This window comes from Allocatelliglobosispora scoriae, assembly GCF_014204945.1.
GTDB lineage: Bacteria > Actinomycetota > Actinomycetes > Mycobacteriales > Micromonosporaceae > Allocatelliglobosispora > Allocatelliglobosispora scoriae.
Genome location: NZ_JACHMN010000003.1, coordinates 2,557,156 through 2,576,920, shown reverse-complemented (window position 1 = coordinate 2,576,920; position 19,765 = coordinate 2,557,156). Strand labels below are relative to the sequence as shown.

Sequence of the window (19,765 nt, the reverse complement as noted above, 5' to 3'; positions counted from 1 at the left end):
TACCTCCTGCGCCCCACTCTCAGGAGATCCCACCCGGGTCGAACCCTGGAAAACCCTTGCACTGCGCCGGAAGGACCCCACCGTGCGCCGGACGCGCACCCGGTGCCGGTGAATGGTCACCACTCCCCGCGCAGGATCGACGCGATGTCCTTGCTCCTGACCGGCGGGACGGTGATGTCTTCCAACGGCGTACCGTCGCCGACGGTGTAGTGGTCCACGGTCGTGACACCGATCTGCTCCAGCGCCTCGACCGCCTCCTGGAAGGCCTTGACGAGCGCGAGTTCCGTGGCGTCGGTGGTCTCCGCCGCGTCGGTGTGCTTCGTCGTCTTGGTCGCGAGCCCGGTGAGCACGTCCTGCGGCACTCCCATGGCGAGCGCGCCCGCCTCGGTGACCACGATCTCGATCGTGCCGGTGACGTGGACGGTGGTGGGTCTGCCGCCCCGGTCGTAGACCTCCACCTCGTAGTCGACCGTGGAGTAGACGAAGTAGACCGAGCTGTTCGTCCGCAGCCAGGCCCGTTTCTCGATCCAGTCCTGGATGGCCTGGACCCGGGAGCGCGCCGTGTCATAGGAGGCGGTGAACTTGCCGCTGAGGCTGTGCATCCCGTCGCCGAGCTCGAGGTTGCTCTTGCCGCTGGGCCCCGCCGAGACGGCCTTGGAGACGCGCTCGGTCTCGGTGACGGCCTGGATCTCCTGGTCGGTCAGGTGGTTGTAGCTCTCGAACTCCGATTTCTCCATCCGGAACACCTGCCGGACCTGGCCGTACTTGGCCTTCACCCGCAGCCGGTCCGGCCCGACCGTGATCAGGTCCGACGCCGTGGCGACGGAGCCGAACCCGGCGCCCTCCGGGGTCAGCATCGTGGGCAGGGCCGTCCGCAGCGAGCGCGAGGTCAACCGGTCCGGCACGACCGGGTCGGCGCTCGGCGCCTCGGCGGCGACGGCGGTCGGATTCCGGCCCATGTCCCGGACCGCGTTGAAGATCGCCTCCAGCCCGACCGCGCCGAGGACCCGGTAGTCGTCGCCGGGCACCGTCGGCCGCAGCCCGAAGTCGTAGACCTGCTCCTGCCGGTGGTGCGGGCGCATGCCCTCCTCGGGGACCGTCGCGGTGTGGTCCTGGGTGACCGTACGGTTGACGGGTGTGCTCCTGCGGGTGGTGATCTCCTTCAGCACGATGTCGTAGCTGACCGCCTGGTCGAAGTCGTAGGTCTTGTTCGCCCGCAGTCCGGTCATGGAGAGCAGGTTCGTCGCACGGACCAGGGTGTCCTCGGTGCGGTCGGTGGTGGCCTTCGACCCGGAGGCCGCGGCGCCGTGCGCGTCGTCGGTGCCCGACGCGGGCACGGTGACCGTCGTGGTCACGGCGGAGACGGCACCGGTCGCCCCGTCGGTGTACTGGTTGGCGCGGGTGTAGAGCTTCGTGCCGGTGGCGCTGGGCCGGCCGTTGCGCGGCGGTCCGACCGTGGTCGCCTTGACGGCGAGTTCGTAGTCGCCGCTCGCGGTGGAGAACCGCCACGCGGCGCCGCCGTCGCGCATCTCCGGCAGCAGCGTCCCGGCCCAGGTGGCGAGCGGTGCGATCTGGTTGCCGAGCTCCTCGTCGTGGAAGACCTCGCTCATCTCCTGCAACGTGTCGCGCAGGCGGGCGGCGTGCGGGCCGTCATCGGGGCCGGGGAAGGTCAGCGACCACATGGGCTGCCAGAAGTTGCCGTCCTCGACGCTCGCCGGCGCCCGCCACTGCGTCTGCAGCCCGGTGAAGGTCCGCCACGTATCGACCGGCGGCGGCACCGGCTTGCCCTCCAGCAGCAGCTTGTCGATGTGCCCGGCGAGGGCGAGATAGGGGTCCCCGAACGCGTCGCGGTGGGTGAGCACCTCGGCGAGCACCACGTTGAGCAGCACCTCGCCGTAGACGACCACCTTCCCGCCGCCGGGCAGCAGCATCGTGTTGCGCACCTTGGTACGCACGATCGCCATCTCCTTGTCCTGGAAGGCGCCCCGGTAACTGCCCTCGGTGGCGAGCCGCAGTGCGGCCTCGATGTCGCCCGACAGGTCGGTCCGGGTGCCCTCGACACCGGCCTTGAAGCTGGTGGGATCCTCGGTGACGACCGTGACGCCGTTGACGAGCGCGGACTCGCCTTCATCGGTCGTCACCTTGTCGGTGTTGGCGCCGACGTTGGTGACCGTGCCGCCCATGGAGACGTGATCGTCGAAGGCTTCGGCGCCGACCTGGGCCTCCTGGACCTGCTGGGTGTAGGGGAACCAGACCTTGTGCACCTCGGGCTGCCCGACCGGTTCGACGATGAGCTGGTACTCCTGCTCGCCGATCGGCACGGTCGCGCTGCCGCCGAGCGCCCGCAGCGCCTGGGTGCGGTAGTAGCTGGGGCTGAGGCTGTGCCAGACGTCGGCGCTGGCGGGCCGGCTCGGTCCCTTGATCAGGTCTGCCTGCAGCTTGCCCAGGCCCCTGACCCCGAGCACGGTGTAGATGGAGGTGTTCATCTCCCGCAGCACCGACCGCTGGGTGTCGAGGATCTCCGGCGGCGCGGACCGGCCCGACGTGCCCCGGTCGGCGAGTTCCAGCGGCTGCAGCACGCTGGCCCGGCCGGGGATGCCGGCCGTCTTCGTGGTGGCGGGCGGGTAGGTCGCCGGGGCGGTGGTGCCCGTCGACGGGACCGGGATGTCGACCCGGGTCTCGCCGACCGTGCCCATCCAGCGCCACGTCATCTCCACGTCGTAGCGGGCGCTCGGCATGCGCTGCCCGTCGGTGTCGGAGGTGAGCGCGTTGGACTGGGTCCGGCCCGCCTTGACCGACCCCTGCCAGGTCTTCTGGTAGCCGAGGAAGAACTTGAGGAACTTCTCGAAACCGGCCTGCGCGAGCAGGTCCAGGGCGTGCCCGCGCAGCTTCTTCTCCGACAGGGCGTCGACGTTGGTATGGCCGTACTGGAGCTGGTAGGACGTGGTGCCGGCGTGGGTGGCCCTGCCGAACTCGGCCCACAGTCCGAGGGTGAAGGACGGGCCGGCGGGGTCGGTCGGGTGCGGGAAGAGCATGGTGATGCCGGGCTGGCCGTTGCCGGCACCGGGCAGGTCGTCGGACCTGGCCTGGATGCCCTCCAGCGACACCTGGGCGAGCAGGTCCCGCCAGTTGCGGTAGGCCTGGCCGGGCTGGTTGAGCTGGAAGGCGGTCACGTCCAGCGTGCGCAGGTGCTCCCACGGGCTGTGCGGCGCCTTGCCGAGCGCTTCGGCGGGGAGGTAGCCCCGGGCGACCAGCACCGGCACGATCGAGTTGTAGAGCCGGTCGCGCCCGTCCAGCGTCTCCAGGAAGTCCAGGGACAGGCCGTACTCCGAGCCGATGTTCCACCAGTGGACATCGGGGTCGGCCCGCGCGGCGTCCAGCTTGTCCTGCTGGTATTTGTTGTCGACGAGCTGTGCCTCGACCCGGGTCTTCGGGGTCTTCGGCGCCACCGCGTCGTCGGGTACCGCCACCGGGTCGGGTCGCAGCTTCGCGTCGAGCGCGTCGTAGCTGACCATCACGTGGGCGTACCCCCTGATGGGGGTGGGGCCGTTGACGCCGTCGGCGGGCGGGACGACCGTGGTGCCGCCGTCGCCGGAGCGGCTCTGGTGCACGTCCAGGTTGACGGTGAAGTCGATCTTCATGACCTGCTCGGGCCCGACCTGCCGGACGGCCCGGGTGATCCAGGCCCGGTTGTTGTGCAGGAGCTGGCCGCTGCGCCGGTGGGTATAGGTCGCCTTGGCCAGGATGCCGATGATATCCAGCAGGAACTTGCCCGCGACGCTGCCGGCGACCTTGAGCATCCAGTTGGTGTCGCGGCCGTGCACCGTGCCGCCGAGCATCGTGGCGATCCGGTCGAACCGGGTCTCGCCGCTGCGGCTGATCTGGCTGATCCGCTCGACGTGTGTGATCGGCGTCGTCGGGTCGCCGCCGACCGGGTCGTCGGGCTGCGACAGGCTGAGGCTCAGGTGCCGTCCCTGCGACTGCAGCGCGATGCGGACCACCTGCTGGAACTCGGCCTCCGACGGAGGGCGCAGCATGTTGGCGAGCTTGCTGGCGAGCTGGTCGTTGGTGAGCTCCGCCTCCACGACCGGTTTCCAGAAGGCGTAGTCCTCGCGGCTGAGCTTGCCCCGCAGGCCCGCCATCACCGCGTCGGCGAGCTTGAGCCGGGTCACCGCGTAGGGCAGCCGCCAGAGCGGGAAGTCCTCGCGGTCCTCGATCGCCGTGACGGCGCTGCCGTAGTCGGGGTCGTAGAGCTCCCTGACCTCGTCCTTCAGCTCCACCACCTGGTCGGCGGTGTAGGGCAGCATGAAGTCCGGTACGGCATAGCTGACCACGTCGTCGAGCGGGGTCTCCGGCGCCGCCTCCGGGTCGTTGAGGACCGCGTGGGTCCACCGGTGCGTGCCGCCGCGCTCTTCGATGCGCGCCTCCCAGCGGACCGGCAGGTCCACCTCGCCCAGTGCCTCCTTGGCCCGCAGGAACTGGTAGACCGACGCGGCCATGCTGCGGACGTTGCGGTGCCCGGCCGTCCGGCCGACACCGGCGGCGAGGCTCACCTCCGCGGTGGCGACGCCCTTGGGGCCGTACTTGTAGGTGCCCTGGGCCTCGCCGTAGCCGCCCTTGACCCGGCTGCGGGTCAGCCCGCGCAGCGCGTAGGCGTAGGTGCGGTTCTCCAGCCCGCCGACGAAGGACGAGGGCTTGCGTACCACCGGGCGGCTCCGCGCCACCGGCCACATCCGCACGTCGTAGGTCTTGCCGCCGGTGGTGACGATGAACTCGGCGCCGTCGTCGAGCGCCTTGCCGAAGTTGGCCTTCAGCGCTCGCTCGACCTCGCTCGCCGTGATCGTGCCGCCGCCGGGGATGAGCCCGTTGAGCCACTCCGCCAGCAGGTCGGCGTTCTCCACCGTGGCGATCGAGTGGAAGGCGGTGACGTAGGCGCTGTGGTCTCCGCCGGGATCCGTCCGCGCCGGTGGCGTGCCGTTCTCCCACCGCTCCATCGCGATCTCGCCGAGCCTGCGGCGGACGCCCCCGGCACCGATGCGCGCTTTGAGCAGGCGCTCGCTCAGCGGCGCGGCCCGGTTGGCCATCTCGGCGAGGCGGACGAGCTGCACACCGGTCGGCCTGCCGCCGGAGCCGAGCAGCAGCAGCGACATCGACGAGTAGTCCCCGACGTCCTGGAATTTCCGGAAGCGGCCGTCGCTGAAGGCGATCCGGCGTGTCCACACCAGATGGTCGATGAGCTCGTCGGTGACCTGGACGGTCCGGCCCGGGGCCACCTGCACCGTCCGCCAGTCGGCGGCGGTGGAGCTGTTGCGGATCACCGCCAGCAGCGCGGTGCGCTCCGCGACGCGGGCCTCATGCGTGTCCGGCCGCTGGGCGAGGTAGCGGTTCGCCTGGCGCTTGCGCCACGCCGACGACATCCGGTAGGCCGAGGTGTGCTTCACCCCGCCGGCCGCCCAGGTGACGACGCTGGTGTGGTTGATGCGCTTGGACAGGTTCCGGGCAGCCTGCCGGTGCCGGGCGGCGTTGGCGACGGGGTCGGCGATCATCCGCAGCGACGCCCAGGTGAACGGCGCCGATTCGCCCAGCTTGTGGCGTACCAGGGTCTCCAGGTGGGCCGGGGTCATCGGACCCGGCAGGCCGTGCCCGTGGTTGTTCTTGCGGTAACGCCGGTGCGCCAGGTGCACGGCCCCGGCGAGCAACCGGACCTCCGCCTCGGTCCACTGGTCGGGCGGGGTCGGGGTCGCCTCCGTCGACGGGGCCGACGCCGCCACCGGGTGCGGGGTCACGGCGGCGGGCAGCCGCGTGAGCTCCACCAGCCCGCGCAGCTCGGCGACCCGCCGCGCGGTGGCCTGCGCACCCAGACGCTGATGCGCGACGACATCCGTGATCACGGCGTCGATGCTGCGGGGAGGGGCGGTCGGCGGGTAGGTCACCTCCGTATCCGACGCCGGGCTGGGCGCCGGCGCGGGTTCCGGCAGCTCCCTGCCGAGCCGCGCGAACTCCTCCTGCCGGTGCAGGTTCCGAACCGTGACCGGCTCCCCGCCGAGGCGCAGTTCGGTGGCGAACCGGTCCAGCGTCGCCAGGTTGGCCTTCGCGTCGGACGCCGAGCGGGGCCTCGCGCCCGTGGCGTCGAGCATGCCGAAGATGTCGCGGGCCAGCGGCAGCAGATCGGCTTCGGTCAGCTCCGCGCGTCCGTGCCGGTTCAGCCACGCGATCTCCGGGTACTCCACGAAGTAGGCGGTCTGCCAGGCATGCCGGTCGGCGGAGACGCCCTTCGCCACCGGTGCCTGGACCTGCTCGGCGACCCAGGTCCGCATCGCCGCGCGGTCGGCCTCGGTCATCGCGATGATCCGCTCGGCCAGCGACCGGCCCTGCCGCACCTGGTCACCCACCCGGTTGCTCCGCCGCACCATCCGCCGGAGCGCCTGGTCGAGCTTCCCCGCCGCGGCCTTGTCCTCGGCGCTCGCGGTCGGCTTCTCGGCGATCCTGTCGGCGAGGGTCTTGTACTCCGCGATCAGCGGGAGCATCCGCAACGCCCAGTCGACGTCGGCCATCGTCGCGGGACCCGACCTGGTCGAGGCGGCGGGCCCGGGCGGGCCGGACGGGCTCAGGCGCTTGCGGAACAGCTCGTTGGCACCGGCGGTGGAGAGGTCACCGGCGATGGCCTGCTCCACCTTGCCCGCGTGCACCTCCGACCAGGGTCCGGCCAGGACGCTCGCGGTGGGCCGGGCCGTCGCGGGTGCGGCGGTGTCGGGCGGGTCCGGCGGATCGGCGGGCGGCTGCACCAGCGACTGCGGCGTGAGGATGAGCATCCCGGGATGCTCGCGGGAAAAAGCGAGAAGCTCATCGCGTACGCCGGTGTGGGCCAGCCGCGACGACGACGTGACGACCATCAGGTGCCGCCGATCGGCGGGGACGTCGATCATGAGCTGGTCGAGCTGCGCCGCCACCGATCCCGACGCGGCGACATCGTCGGCGAGCGCCACGACCATCGTCCGGTCCCGGACCGCCAGACCGCCGAGCTGCTCCGTCAGGGTCTGCGCGACGGCGGGGTCCGGGCTCGGGCCCTGCAGGACGTGGACGGGCGACACGGGTGTCGCAGGCGTCACCGGCGGCGACTCGTAGAGCAGGTTGTCGAGGAAGGTCCGGCTGACCGGTGGCAGCTTCATCCGCAGCGCCACGATCGCCTGGTCCAGCCGGTCGTCGGTCATCGGGCCCGCCCGCAGGATTTCGATCGCGTCCGGTCGGGGCCTCCCGTTCGCCAGCTCCATCCCGAGGACGTCGAGGACCGCATCGGGCGGCTTGCCCTCGCCCGAGGTCTCGAAGACGGCCGCGAACCTGCCGCTGACCACCGCGCTCAGGCCGGGCGCGCCATCGGTCGCGTCGATGAGGGGGACGATGCGGCTGGGTTCCGGTGCGGGCGCGCTCTGCAGGGAGGCCACCTCGCCGGTCCACAGCGAGTTGCGGATGCGCTCGGCGAGGTCCCGCCCGCTGAGCAGGTCGCCGTCGGTCTCCACGAGGTTGTAGTGGTTGCCGGAGTAGTAGGCGTACCCCTGGACCGGCTGCTGCGCCGGGCCGACGGACATCGGCCCGGCCGGGCCCAGGACCGTGAGGTGGATGTCGAACATCAGGCCGAACGCCTGCGGCACGATGTCCCCGGCCTCGTTGGCCCAGCGGCCCATCGTGCGGATGTGCCGCACCAGCGCCTCGTCGCTCACCCCACTGGCGGCGCGCAGGAACGGCCGGTAGACGGAGTCGGGACCCCGGGCGAGGTCTGCCGCCACGTGCCGGGCCAAGGCCTGGCGGACGTCGGCGACGGTGGGCGGCCGACCGGTCACGGCCTGGATCTGCGGCCCGAACTTCTCGATCACCGCGTGGAAGAAGCAGTCCCCGTCGGGCCGCATGTTCATCAGCGGCAGGGTCGAGCGCCACCGCTGGTAGGCCGCGGTGGCCCGGGTGTTGAGGGCCTTGCGCATGGAGTCGATGTCGAAGATCTGCTCGGTCTTCGTCGACAGCTTCGACCGGTGCTCCCAGAAGCGGCCGAGCGGAAGGGCCTCCCGGAGCGCGGCGAGCTCCAGGACCTGCTTCTTGCCCGCGGCGTCGGGTATCCGGGCGACCGCCATCTCCAGCTCACCCTTGGGCAGCGCGTCGAGGGCCTCCCGCGTCAGGTGCAGCGTGAGCTGGCCGGTACGCGGCGGCAGGATGGAGTGCCTCAGCTCCAGCAGCTCCTGGTCCGGCACCGGTACGTCGGTCAGCTCGGTGCCGACGAAGAGCAGACCGGCCCGCCCGTCGGCCGTCGTCAGGACCGACACGCCCTTGCGCTTGTCACCGGCGGGCAGGATCCGCCTGATCGTGACCGGGCCGTAGCGGCCGCCCTCCCAGCTCGTCCAGGTGCCCGGCAGGACGGTGCCGGGTTCGAGCGCGTGCCGGACCGTGACGGCGCGGCTCGCCAGGTCGCCGCTGATCCGGCGGCTCCGCGAGAACCGCTCGGTCCAGTGCCGGCGGGCGACCGGTGGCGTGGCGGGTTCCGGCACACCCCGGTTGGCCAGGTCCACCGACTCGGCGAGCTCCGCGGTGAGGGCGACGGGCGCCGAGCCGGTCTCGGCGGTGTAGTGCTGCCAGGCGGCACCCGCCTCGTAGACCTTGCTCAGACCGGCGGCGGTGACCGTGAACGCACCGGCGAACACCCGGCCGCCGGTGCTGGACCAGACGTCGGCGTCGGCCGCGATGACGTCCACGCCGAGCCCGTCGCGGATCCGGGCGGCGGTGTCGGCCCGCGCGGCGCCGCAGACGACGAGGATGATCGGGCGGCCCCGCCACTCCGGCCAGGTGCGGACCTCGGCGGCGAACGCCTCGGCCGTCAGCACCCGGTCGCCCAGCCGGATGCCGCCGGTGGCGCGGTCGAGGTGCGCCGTGACCGTGAACCAGTCGCCGGCCGGGTGCGTCGAGGAGAACCTCGGCAGGGCGGCTGCGGTCTCGAGCTCGGCGGTGGCGGCGGTCAGCGTACCCGGAAGGTATCGGCCGGAGGTGACGGGGAGCGCGGCGGCGGCTGCGGGCCGGACCGGCGACCGGGCCGGCGGCTCGGGACGGGCGGTGGCGGCCTGCGCCCGGAGCTGCTCCGGTGGGGCGGCCGGGCTCGGTGCAGCCGTCGCGGCCACCGGCGCCAGGGTCGGCGCGGGTGTCGTGGTCGGAGCGGCGAAGACCTGGTCGATCGGGACCTCGGCGCCGCCGGTCCCGCGCTCGACGAGCCGGGTGAAGGCGTCGCGGACCTGCTGCGGCAGGAGCGGTACCCGGTCGGTGACGTGGTCGGTGGCGAGCTTGCGGACGACGGCCTCCGGCAGCGGGAGCCCGGCGGCGGTGGTCGTGATCTCGGTGAGCAGGTCGACGCGGGCCTGGGCGACGAACCGGTCCCGCATGCCGTAGATCTCGGCCACCGGGAGCGCGGTGTCGGGGTGCGCGGCGGTCCACTCCTCGATCAGGCTCTCCACGTTGGCCTGCACGACACCCTGGACCAGGGTGACCCCGGACCAGACGGTGTCGGAGACGGTGGTGGAGAGCTGGGCGGTGAGGTCGACCTGGCCGAGGAAGCCGTCCCAGGCGCGGTCCATCGCGTCGAGCCGGGCGGTGAGGTGCTCCGGGGTGCCCTGCCACATCGGCTGGCCGGTGATCGGGTCCTCGGCGAGCAGCAGCGGGGCGTAGGTGTCGTCGTGGACCTGCCGGGCCTGGTCCAGCCAGTGCTCGTGCATGTGCTCGCGCACGTCGGCGGGCAGGTCCAGGGTGTCGAGGACCTGGTCGAGATTGCGCGAGAAGTGGTCGAGGTCGGCCTCGCTGTGCTCGCGGTAGTAGGCGGCCCGCGACAGTCTCCCCTGGTCGGCGGTGGTGTTGTCGATGGACCGGACGGGTGCGTCGGGCCGGTTCTCGGTGAAGCGGCCGGTCGCGGTCGGCGACGACGACGCACCTGGGACGGGGGCCGGGGCGCCGGGTCCGACCTTGAGTGCGGCCAAAGCGGGCACGGCGCCGGTGCCGTTGCCGGTGCCCACCAGGGCGACGACGGTCGTGCCGCTCAGGGTGAGGTCGTCGGTGGAGGAGTCGGGCGAGCTCTTCGCGATCGTCAGGTCGTCGGTCGACGATCCGGGCGACGGCTTCGGGTCGGCGAGACCGGGGTCGGTCGCGCCGAGGTCCAGCACCGGCGGTGCCACCGGGAAGTGCAGGTCGAAGACGAGCTTGTGGTTGAGGAAATTGGTGAGGCCGGAGTTGAACAGCGCGTAGCGGCCGCCGCGGACCTTGATCGCGTGCTCGACCACGCCCTCGATGGCACCGGAGATGACACCGCCCGCGTAGTCGGCGCGGATGCCGGAGTCGGGGCCGCCGGCCTCGTGGATGGCACCGGCGATCAGCTCCGGGATGCCCTCGGCCTGGGAGTTCTTGAAGGCGGAGAAGATGAAGTCCCGGACCGAGCCCCGGCCCAGGCCCATGTTGTAGGTGTCGAAGCCCTTGAACTTGACGGTGCCGAGCTGGAACTTCGGGATCTTGATGTGGCGCAGGAAGCCGAGCGCCCAGCCGAGGACGCCGCCGATCGCGCCGATCAGCGCCATGTCGCGGGTCTTGTCCCAGTCGACGCCGTGCCGGGTCTTGAGGATGAGCGCCTGGTAGGCCTGGACCGCGAAGTTCAGCACCTCCATGAAGATGACGCCCTTGATGATGGCGAGCGCGAGCTGCTTGAGCAGGCGCAGCGCCATCTGCTTGACCGTCTCGATCAGTGCGACGATGGGCGCCGTCCCCGCACCCCAGGTCATGATGGTGACGTAGGCCAGCTTGACCAGCAGGATCGCCAGATAGGCGGCCATGAATATGATCATCAGCTTGGTGTACTCGATCTCCAGGGCGACCTTCTCGGCTCCCTCGGCGACGCCGTCGATCGACTCGAACACCTTGGGCAGCACCGCGTTGGAACCGCCGCTGATCTGCTCCAGGAATTGCCGCGCCGCGTCCAGCGCCGGTCCCTGGCCGGACGCGACCAGCGTGTTGACCACCTGGTTGAGCTGCGCCTCCAGCGGCCCGAGGTCCTTGCCGAGCTGCCGCCACGCCGCCGCGAGCGCGCGCATGCCGTCCTCGTCGCCCTCCGGCCAGTTCTCACCGACGAGGACGTAGCTCAGCCACTTGAGACCGTCGGGTGGACCTGCGATCGACATGGGTCACCTGGTGTTCGACTGCTCGGCGTGGAGATAGGCCTTAGCCATCGTCTTGAAGTCCTCGGAGAGGCCGATCAGGCTGTCGACGATCTGGTCGAACCCCTCCTGCACGCTGAGCACGCCGGGGTTGTAGACCTTCGCCCACTCCTTGCCGAGCTTGTCGTCGCCCCACGGCTTACCGATCCCCGCGATGGTGTCGTTGAAGGCCTCGATCGCCCTGCGCACGGTCTCGGCCGGCACCTTCAGCTCCGCGGCGACCCGGTTCAACGCATCGGCGTCGATGATGATCAGAGCGCTCATGCCCTGGACTACGGACGGCCGGGCGGATCGGTTCAGTGCTGCTCATGACGGCCAGCACCCGATCTGCACCTGCCCGGCCGCGTGCCGGGCTCCCCCGGCGCCGGCGCCCCGGTTGACCAGCTCCACGGCGAGCTGTCCGCCGGTGAGGGCGAACGTTCCGCCGAACGCCCACGCGCCCCGGCTGTCGGGCTGGTCGACGGTGAACTGGCCCACCACCGTCGTCGAGCCCCGGCCCCGGGTCACGTAGTAGTGCGTCGGCTTTCCGGCCGCCTCGGTCTCCTTCGCCGGTTTCGGGATGAAGACCCACACCTCGCAGCGCCCCTGCGTGACCCCGCCGACCTTGAACCACCAGGTGACCGCGGTGGACTCGTCGTCGCGCTGCGCGTCGCCCGACATCGGCACCGACCAGAAGCGCCCGGCGGCGCAGCCCGTCCCGGTCCAGCCGCCCGCCAGGTTCGTCACCGGCTCACCGGCGGTGAAGGAGGCGAACGCTCCGGCGGTGGCGGTCTCGGCGCAGCCGTTGCCCGCGACGGCGGTGAACGCGGCGGCCGTGCTGCGTACCGGCCGCGGGGTCGGCGAGGTCCGCACCGGGCCGGGCGAACCACTCGCCGTCGGGTAGCCGCCGCCGTCGTCATCATCGGAGGGCGCCACCGGCGCGTCGGGCGTGAGCGGATCCCAGCCGGGGCTGAGTCCCGGCAGCGGCTCGAACGGCGCGGCGCTCGTCGGCGCCGCCGTCGGTCCGGCCTGGCCCGCCGGGACGGACGGCGGTCCGGGCCGGTTCGCGAGCACCACCGCGAGCGCGATGACGAGCACGACCGAGGTCACGACGACCAGGATCAGGCCGCCGCTGAGGCCGTTGCGGGTGCGGGAGGTCGCCATGCGCGTCACTTCTCCTCGTGGATCTCGGCGCGCTGCGGCAGGAGCGCGGCCGGCTGCTCGGCGGTCCGGGCCGTCGCGGCCCGCGGCTCCGCGGTGTCCTGCCACCACTCCTCGTCGGGTACGCCGGCCGCCGCCCCCGGCACCGCGACGCCCTGCGCTGCAGCACCCGGTGCGGCCGAGCCCGGTGCCGCCACTCCCTCCGGCGGCAGCTCGTCCCAGGCCGGTGCCCGGCGGATCTGGTCCACAAACGACAGCAGCGAGCTCAGCTCGGTCTCCTTGCTCCGGCGGCGGCGCGCCTCCGGAGCGGAGATGCTCGGGGCCGGCTGCTCCGCCGTGTCCGGTGCGGTCTGCACGGTGTGCTGCGGGACCGGCGCGCTCGCCGTCGTCCACGGCACCAGCCGCCCGCTGCGGGTCAGCACGTCCGGCGCGTCCCCGTCGAGCACGCTGCGGCAGCCCCGCGTCACCGCCACCGCGAACCACTCCCCCGCCGCAGCCGGAACGGCGAGCCGCAGCCGGGCCAGCGCATCGGGCGGAAGCTGTTTGAGCAGGCGTTCCACGGCTCGCCACGGCGGCTGGATCTGGTCGGCGTCACCGACGCCGATCACCACGGTGCAGCGGTCGGCGTCCAGCGGCAGCCGACGCACCGCACCGGCGCCCTCGGAGCGGTGCGCCTCGCGGATCCACAGCCCGGCCTCGACCACCTCCACCATCCACCGCTCGTTGAGCATGAGCTGGCCGGGGCCGGTCGGCAGGAGCTGCTCGACCGGTGCCGTCCAGGCGAGCAGGCGCGAACCGCCGTGCGGCCGCCAGGCGACCTCGCGGGCGAAGGGGATCCACGTCGGCCTGCCGTCGGCGCCGACCGCCACCATGTGCTGCCCGCGACCGGCGAGGTGCAGCGGCAGCCCGGTCCGCACCCGAACCGACCGTCCGGCGGCGGCGGCGATCACCTCGCCGAGCGCGCCGTCGGAGACCGGGTCGTCGCCGTAGGGGACCACGACGAGGCGTTCCAGGATCGGGGCGGGCAGGGCCTCGATGACGCGCCGCAGGTCCGAGGCGCGCAGCGGGGCGTCACCCGGGCGGGACACGAGCAGCACGACGCTCTCGGCCTCGACGGGGCTGGAGTAGGCGAGGTCGTTCGGGTCCGGCCGGTCGCCGCCGAGCCGCGCCCAGTGCACCCAGAGCCCGGCCGGAATCTCCTCGATGGACAGCTCCGGGATGCCGGGGTCGACGAACTCGGCCAGCTCGACCTCCCACACCGGTGCCGGGAACCGTCGCCCGGCGGGCACCGGGGGACGCCCCTGCCGGAAGCGGAGCCACTGTCCACTCCCCGCCGCGTCCTTGCCCGCCAGGGCGAAGAGCGACCCGCCGGGGACCGCGACGAACTCCCCCACCGGGGCGATGACGTCGCAGTCGAGCAGGTCGCCGAGGCGCTGCGCCGGGATCGTGCCGGTGGGGCCGGGGCTCGCCGCGCACGGCGCGATCAGGCGCATCGAGTCGGCCCGGCCGGGCACCCAGCGCCGCAGCCGCTGCGCGAGCTCGGGGTGCCCGACCAGCCCGGGGTCGGTCATGACGACGTTGAGCCGGTCCCGCTCGACGGGCAGCGACCGGGCCACCTTCATCGCCGCCGGATGGGCGCCGCCGGTCGTGACGAGGAGCGACTCGCCGGTCTCCTCGATACGCAGCCGCTGGCCGTCCTCGGTGCCGGGTGCTGTCCTCATGGCTGCAGGTCCTCCGGGAGAAGTTCGGCCAGGTCCTGCGTAGACGGATTCGGCAGGGCCATCGTTCGGCCCGCCTGCCGGGTCACCATCCGGTCGAGCACCTGCCGGGCGTAGCGGCCGTTGCCGAAGTCGGCACCCCGCTCGATCGCACCGAAGTGCCTGGTCAGGGCGGCGAGCGTGGCGGGGGTGCAGACATAGCCGGCGGTCTCGGCGTGCTGGTTGAAGATGACGACGAGCTCGTCGGGGGTGTAGTTCTCGAACTCCAGCGGCCGAGAGAAGCGCGACGCGAGGCCCGGGTTCGCGGCGAGGAAGTGCCGCATCTCGGTGACGTAGCCGGCCGCGATCACCACCACCTCGTCGCGGTGGTCCTCCATCAGCTTGACCAGCGTGTCCACCGCCTCCGTGCCGAAGTCCCCGCCGCCACCACCGCCCCGGGTCAGGGCGTAGGCCTCGTCGATGAAGAGCACGCCGCCGCGGGCCCGGTCGAAGGCGTCCTTGGTACGCCGTGCCGTCTGTCCGATGTACTCGGCGACGAGATCGCCCCGCGACACCTCGATGAGCTGGCCGTTGGCGAGCACCCCGAGAGCCGCGAGGACCTGACCGAAGAGCCTGGCGACCGTCGTCTTGCCCGTGCCCGGTGCTCCGGAGAAGATCAGGTGCCGGGAGAGGTTGGGCACCGGCAGTCCGGCCCGGCGGCGCCGCTCCGCCGTACCGATGAGGTTGATCAGATCCGTGACCTCGCGCTTCACCGACGCCAGGCCGACCATCGAGTTGAGCTGCTCGATCAGCGCGGGCAGGTCGGCGCTGGTGGTGCCCGCCGTCGTGCCGATGCCGGGCCCGGCCACCGAGCCGAGGTCCTCGGGCAGCAGCTTGGAGAGCTCGCCGGGCGAGGTGGCCGAGTCCTGGGAGAGCCGCTGGGCCTGCCGGTCGACCATCTCCTCGAAGACCTTGCGGGCGCTGCGCGCGTTGCCGAAGGTCTCGTCGCGCTGCATCCGGGCGAAGTAGCGCTCGATCGCGGCCCGGGTGCCGTACTCCAATGTGTACTGATGGGTCTTGCAGAACCCCTCGACGATCGTGACCAGCTCCTCGGGGGTGTAGCTGTCGAACTCGACGGTACGCGTGAAGCGGCTCGCCAGGCCCGGATTGGACTGCAGGAACTGGCGCATCTCGTGCGAGTAGCCCGCGGCGATCACGATCACCTCGTCGCGGTGGTCCTCCATCAGCTTCACCAGGGTGTCGATCGCCTCCCGGCCGAAATCCGCACCGGAGCCGCCCGAGTCCGCCGAGAGCGTGTAGGCCTCGTCGATGAACAGGACGCCGCCGAGCGCCTCGGTGAACTTCTCCGTCGTCTTGATCGCGGTCGCGCCGACGTACTGCGCCACCAGGTCCTGCCGGGCCACCTCGACGACGTGGCCGACGGGCAGGGTGCCCAGCGAGGCGAGGATCCGGGCGTAGAGCCGGGCGACGCTCGTCTTCCCGGTACCCGGTGGCCCGGCGAAGATCAGGTGGCGGCTCATCGGCGGGCTCGGCAGGCCCACCGCCGCCCGTTTGCGGGCGAGCTGCTGCAGGTTGACCAGCGTGGACACCTCCCGCTTGGCGGAGGCGAGCCCGACGAGGAGCTGCAGCTGCGCCAGGAGCGCCTCGGTCGACTCCAGCTCGCCGGTGACCCGCTTCGGCTTCGCGTGGCCGGTGGCGCCCGTTCCCCGGCTGGTGGCGCGGGCGCCGGGGCCGTACTCGTCGTCGGACTCGTTCTCCTCGCTGCGGAGGTTCTCCACGCTGAGCCGGGGGCCGGGAACCGCCTGGCTGAGCCCGGCGCCGCCGTTGCCGGTGACGACGCAGTCGCGGATGACGATCGGCTGGTCGCTGTCGACGCAGACGCCGTCGGCCTCGTTGCCGCGGATCTCGCAGGAGCGCAGCTCGCCACGGGCACCCTGGGCGAAGCGCACCCCGTCGCCGCCGCAGTCGCGGACCGTCGAGCCGACGAGGGTCAGCTCGCCGCCGTCCTCGATCGCGGCGCCGCCCGCCCGCGCCTCGAAGATCTCGCAGTCGCGCAGCGCGCAGCGCCCCTGCCCCCCGACGAGTACGCCCACGTCGCCGCTCCCGCCGAGGCTGACCTCGACGAGTTCGGGGCTGCCGCCGTCGAGACTGCGTACGCTGGCGAAGCGGGTGTCGGTGATCGTCGCGCCGTGCACCCGCCCGCGCCCGTTCTCCGCGACGACGATCCCGTGGCCGTGGCACCCGGTGATGGTCAGCTTGCGCAGCAGCGGGTTCGCCCCCGACGCCACCCGGACGCCGTGCTGGCGCGAATGGTGGATCTCCACGTCGTCGAAGGTGCCGGTGGCACCGTCGCTCACCAGCAGCGAAGCGTCGGCGCAGTCGCGCAGCCGCAGCCCGGTGAAGGTCGGGTCGCTGCCGCCGCCGACCCAGATCCCGGTGACCGGGGTGTCGCGGACCTCGCACTGGTCGAAGGTGCCCCGGGACCGGCCGATGAACCGGATCGCGTGGCCCCGGGTGCGGCTCACCCGGGCCGCGCTCACCACCGGGTCGGCGCCCTCGGCGACGAGGATCCCGTCGCCGGCGGTCTCGGTGATCTCACATCCGTCGATCGTGGTCCGCCCGCCCGCGAGGTAGACCCCGACGTCGGAGGTGTCGTGGATCCGGACTCCGGACAGGCGGGTCGTGGCGAGCTTCTCCAGCACCACGGCCGGGCCGCCGGTGCGGGAGATCTCGCAGCGCTGCACCACGCCCTTGGCCCCGTCGGTGCTGCAGACCCCGTTGCCCTGCGCGCCGGTGATGACGCAGTCGCGGACGGCGAGGTCGGCGCCGCCGCGCAGCACCACGCCCGAGGTGCCGACCGGGCCGATCGAGCAGCGCTCCACCGAGCCCGACGCCTCCTCGACCGCGATGACACCGGCCCCGACGGAGTTGGTGATCGCGCAGTCGGCGAGGACGACCGACGCTCCATTGCGGACGAAGACCGCCGTCGGCGCCTCCGCCGTCAGGGCGCAGTTGTCCAGCCGCAACCGGCCCGAGCCGATGTCGACGGTGGCGAGTTTGTCGTCGCGGTGCCGGATGACGAGGCCGGCGAGGGTGGCGGTCTCGGTCTGCATCAGCACGCCGTGGCCCTCGACCGGGACGATGAGCACACTGCCCCGGCCGTCGCGGGCCGTGATCGTGACGGGGACGGCGAGGCGGAGGGTCTCGGCGTACTCGCCGGGCAGGACGTTGATGATGGTGCCGCTCTCGGCCACCGCGAGGGCGTCGGAGATGCGCCGGTGGCAGCCGGGTTCCGTCGGCGAGACGGTGAGCACGCGACGGGAGTTCACTGGGCGGGTCCTCGCTCCTGTGGCTTGCGGCCGCTGTCCCGGGCCTCGCGCAGCTCGTCGAGGACCACGTCCGGCCGGTCGATGTCGACGCCGTCGAGCAGGTCGGTGGGGCGGTGCCCGAGCAGGTCCACGAGGGACGCCGGCATCGTGAAGATGTCGGTGAGCGCCACGGACCAGTCGACCGTGCCGTTGGCGATGTCTGCGGGGGTGGCCCCGGGCGGCCCGGCGGTGCCGGCGTGCGCGGCGAGCTTGCCCTTCACGTCGCGCTGCGCGTCGCGCAGCGTCGTCACGATCAGGTCGGAGAGCTCGGCACCCGCCATCGTCCGGTATGCCTGGGTGAGGAACTTCAGCTCCGTCACCTCGCCCTTGGCGTCGACGGTGACCGAGACCTGCCGCTTGGGCGAGACGGCGGTCGCGGTGATCGAGGCGAGCCCCTCCTGCAGCCGGGTCATCTCGGCCCGCTGCCTCTCCAGCTCGGTCATCATCTCGTTGATCAGCGATTCGAACCCGGAACTCATGGCGCGTGCTCCTCACCGTCGTCATCGTCGTCATCCTCTACCGGCCTGCCCAGGACGGAGAGGGTGGCGCGGCCGTCGTCCCAGGCGTCGTCGGACGCGAGGATCCGCCGCCGCTGCGGCTCGGCTCCCAGCCCCCCGCCCCCGGCGGCACCGGCCGAGGCGGGCAGGTAGCCGCCGGAGCCCTCCTCGTAGCCGGCCGGCCCACGGCCGCCGGTGGTTCCCCGCGCCGTGGCGAGCACCGGTCCCAGGCTCGTCAGCACGGTCGGCGTGTCCCCGGAGTCCGGGACGAAGGTGACCGCGTTGCCGCCGAGCCCGAGCGATGTCAGGCTCGTCGAGGTGGTGGCGGCGCTCGCCGGGGTGATCGGCAGCGGCGGCATCCGGATCGCGTCCGCGCCCGTCTTCAGCGGTGCGGACAGGCCGCCGGTGATCGCGATGTCGGGCTTGCCGTCGCCGTTGACGTCGACACCGGTGATGCCGTCGGGAGTGGTGACGAGCGGCGCCCACTGCAGGATCTCCCCCTTGACGCCGATGTCGGGCTTGCCGTCGCCGTTGACGTCGACACCGGTGATCCCGTCGACCGTGATCAGCGTGGCGTCGTGCAGCGGCTTGCGGTCCATGCCCAGGTCGGGCAGGCCGTCGCCGTCCACGTCGATGCCGCGGACGCCGTCCTTGGTGACGATCGGCGCGTCCGGCAGCACCTGGCCGCTGATCGCGATGTCGGGCTCCCCGTCGCCGTTGACGTCGATGCCGATCGTCCCGTCGACGCCCTGCACGATCGGCGCACCGGGGAGGATCTCGCCGTCGACGCCGATGTCGGGGCGGCCGTCCCCGTTGACATCGACGCCCTTGAGCCCGTTGTACTCCACGAGCTTCGCGTCCGCCAGCGGCTTGCCGTCGAGCCCGAGATCCGGGTCGCCGTCGCCGTCCACGTCGATGCCGGTCCTGCCGTCCTTGCCCTTCGCCATGGGCGCACCGGGCAGCGAGCGGAAGCCGTCGCCGATCGGGCCGCCGGTGCCGCCCGACCCGTCGCCGGTGCCCGTGCCGTCGTCGGTTCCGCTGCCGGTCCCGGCGCCGCCGTCGGTCCCGGTCCCGCCGCCGCCGGGGTCCTCACCACCGCCCAGGCCGCCGGGGTCCGCACCGCCACCGCCACCGGTGCCCTCTTCGCCGCCACCGGTCCCCGGGCCTTCCTCGCCGCCGCCGGTGCCGCCCTCGTCACCGCCGCCGGTGTCGCCCTCCCCCGAGCCGCCGCCACCGCCCTCGTCGCCGCCTTCGTCCTCGCCGTGCTCGTCGTTGCCGTGCTCGTCCTCACCCTCGTCGTGGTGCTCGTTGTTGCGCTGCTCCTCCGCCGCGAGGGTCAGGACCGTCTCCGGGTCCACCGGCAGGTGCTTCATCAGCAGCGCCTGCGCCTTGTACTGCGTCGCGAGCTGCTTGAGGATGCCGATCGCGCTGTTGTTGAACGCCACCCGGTCCGGATTCGCCGCCGCCACCCACTGGTTGTAGAGCAGCTCCATCTGCGACTTGGCGGACCGCAGCGATCCACCGGCGTTGTCGAGGGCGGTCTTGTAGGCCGGCATCGGCTTCTCGAGATCGGCGACGAACGCCGCCAGGCTGCGCGCGATGATGTGGAAGGTGTCGGCCGCCGGGCCGGTCCACACGTCCTGCTTCTGGGCGACGGCCGCGGCCTCCGAGATGATCTTCGAGCTGAGGTCCTTCAGGTTCTTGTCGACGTCGTTCATCCTGGTCCCGGCCTCGGTGAAGCTGGTGTCGGTGCCCGCCGTCAGCGCCGCCCTGGCTCTGATCAGCGTCCAGGTGTCGTAGTCCTCGCCCATCGC

Annotated in this window: 7 protein-coding genes; all 7 read right to left on the bottom strand. The window is 72.4% G+C overall.

Going from position 1 to position 19,765, the window contains the following annotated elements; genetic code table 11:
- Window positions 1-116 precede the first annotated feature (116 nt).
- From F4553_RS37700 to F4553_RS37670, 7 genes are read right to left on the bottom strand one after another with little or no spacing between them, the layout of a single operon-like run.
- Complete coding sequence (locus F4553_RS37700) at window positions 117-11,192, bottom strand: OTU domain-containing protein (protein WP_184846142.1); 11,076 nt, start codon at window positions 11,190-11,192, stop codon at window positions 117-119.
- 3 nt (window positions 11,193-11,195) lie between these two features.
- Window positions 11,196-11,492, bottom strand: a complete 297-nt coding sequence (locus F4553_RS37695) for a hypothetical protein (RefSeq protein ID WP_184846140.1) — start codon at window positions 11,490-11,492, stop codon at window positions 11,196-11,198.
- A 42-nt stretch (window positions 11,493-11,534) separates the two neighbouring features.
- Window positions 11,535-12,371, bottom strand: coding sequence for a hypothetical protein (locus F4553_RS37690; RefSeq protein WP_184846137.1), 837 nt, complete (start codon window positions 12,369-12,371; stop codon window positions 11,535-11,537).
- A 5-nt stretch (window positions 12,372-12,376) separates the two neighbouring features.
- A complete protein-coding gene (locus F4553_RS37685) occupies window positions 12,377-14,089 on the bottom strand; it encodes a hypothetical protein (RefSeq protein WP_184846135.1) in 1,713 nt (570 codons plus the stop codon).
- Window positions 14,086-17,415, bottom strand: a complete 3,330-nt coding sequence (locus tag F4553_RS37680; protein WP_184846133.1) for a right-handed parallel beta-helix repeat-containing protein — start codon at window positions 17,413-17,415, stop codon at window positions 14,086-14,088. Before F4553_RS37680 ends, F4553_RS37685 begins: the two co-directional genes overlap by 4 nt.
- Window positions 17,412-17,933 (bottom strand): YbaB/EbfC family nucleoid-associated protein, encoded by a 522-nt coding sequence (locus F4553_RS37675; protein ID WP_184846131.1) that lies wholly within the window; start codon window positions 17,931-17,933, stop codon window positions 17,412-17,414. The genes F4553_RS37680 and F4553_RS37675 overlap by 4 nt, the downstream gene beginning before the upstream one ends.
- Window positions 17,930-19,762, bottom strand: a complete 1,833-nt coding sequence (locus F4553_RS37670; protein WP_184846129.1) for a hypothetical protein — start codon at window positions 19,760-19,762, stop codon at window positions 17,930-17,932. The genes F4553_RS37675 and F4553_RS37670 overlap by 4 nt, the downstream gene beginning before the upstream one ends.
- Between the last annotated feature and the right edge of the window lie 3 nt (window positions 19,763-19,765).

Excerpts from the sequence above, each read along its gene's own strand:
- F4553_RS37675 (WP_184846131.1), bottom strand. The coding sequence starts at position 17,933 with ATGAGTTCCGGGTTCGAATCGCTGATCAACGAGATGATGACCGAGCTG.
- F4553_RS37690 (WP_184846137.1), bottom strand. The coding sequence starts at position 12,371 with ATGGCGACCTCCCGCACCCGCAACGGCCTCAGCGGCGGCCTGATCCTG.
- F4553_RS37685 (WP_184846135.1), bottom strand. The coding sequence starts at position 14,089 with ATGAGGACAGCACCCGGCACCGAGGACGGCCAGCGGCTGCGTATCGAG.
- F4553_RS37700 (WP_184846142.1), bottom strand. The coding sequence starts at position 11,192 with ATGTCGATCGCAGGTCCACCCGACGGTCTCAAGTGGCTGAGCTACGTC.
- F4553_RS37695 (WP_184846140.1), bottom strand. The coding sequence starts at position 11,492 with ATGAGCGCTCTGATCATCATCGACGCCGATGCGTTGAACCGGGTCGCC.
- F4553_RS37670 (WP_184846129.1), bottom strand. The coding sequence starts at position 19,762 with ATGGGCGAGGACTACGACACCTGGACGCTGATCAGAGCCAGGGCGGCG.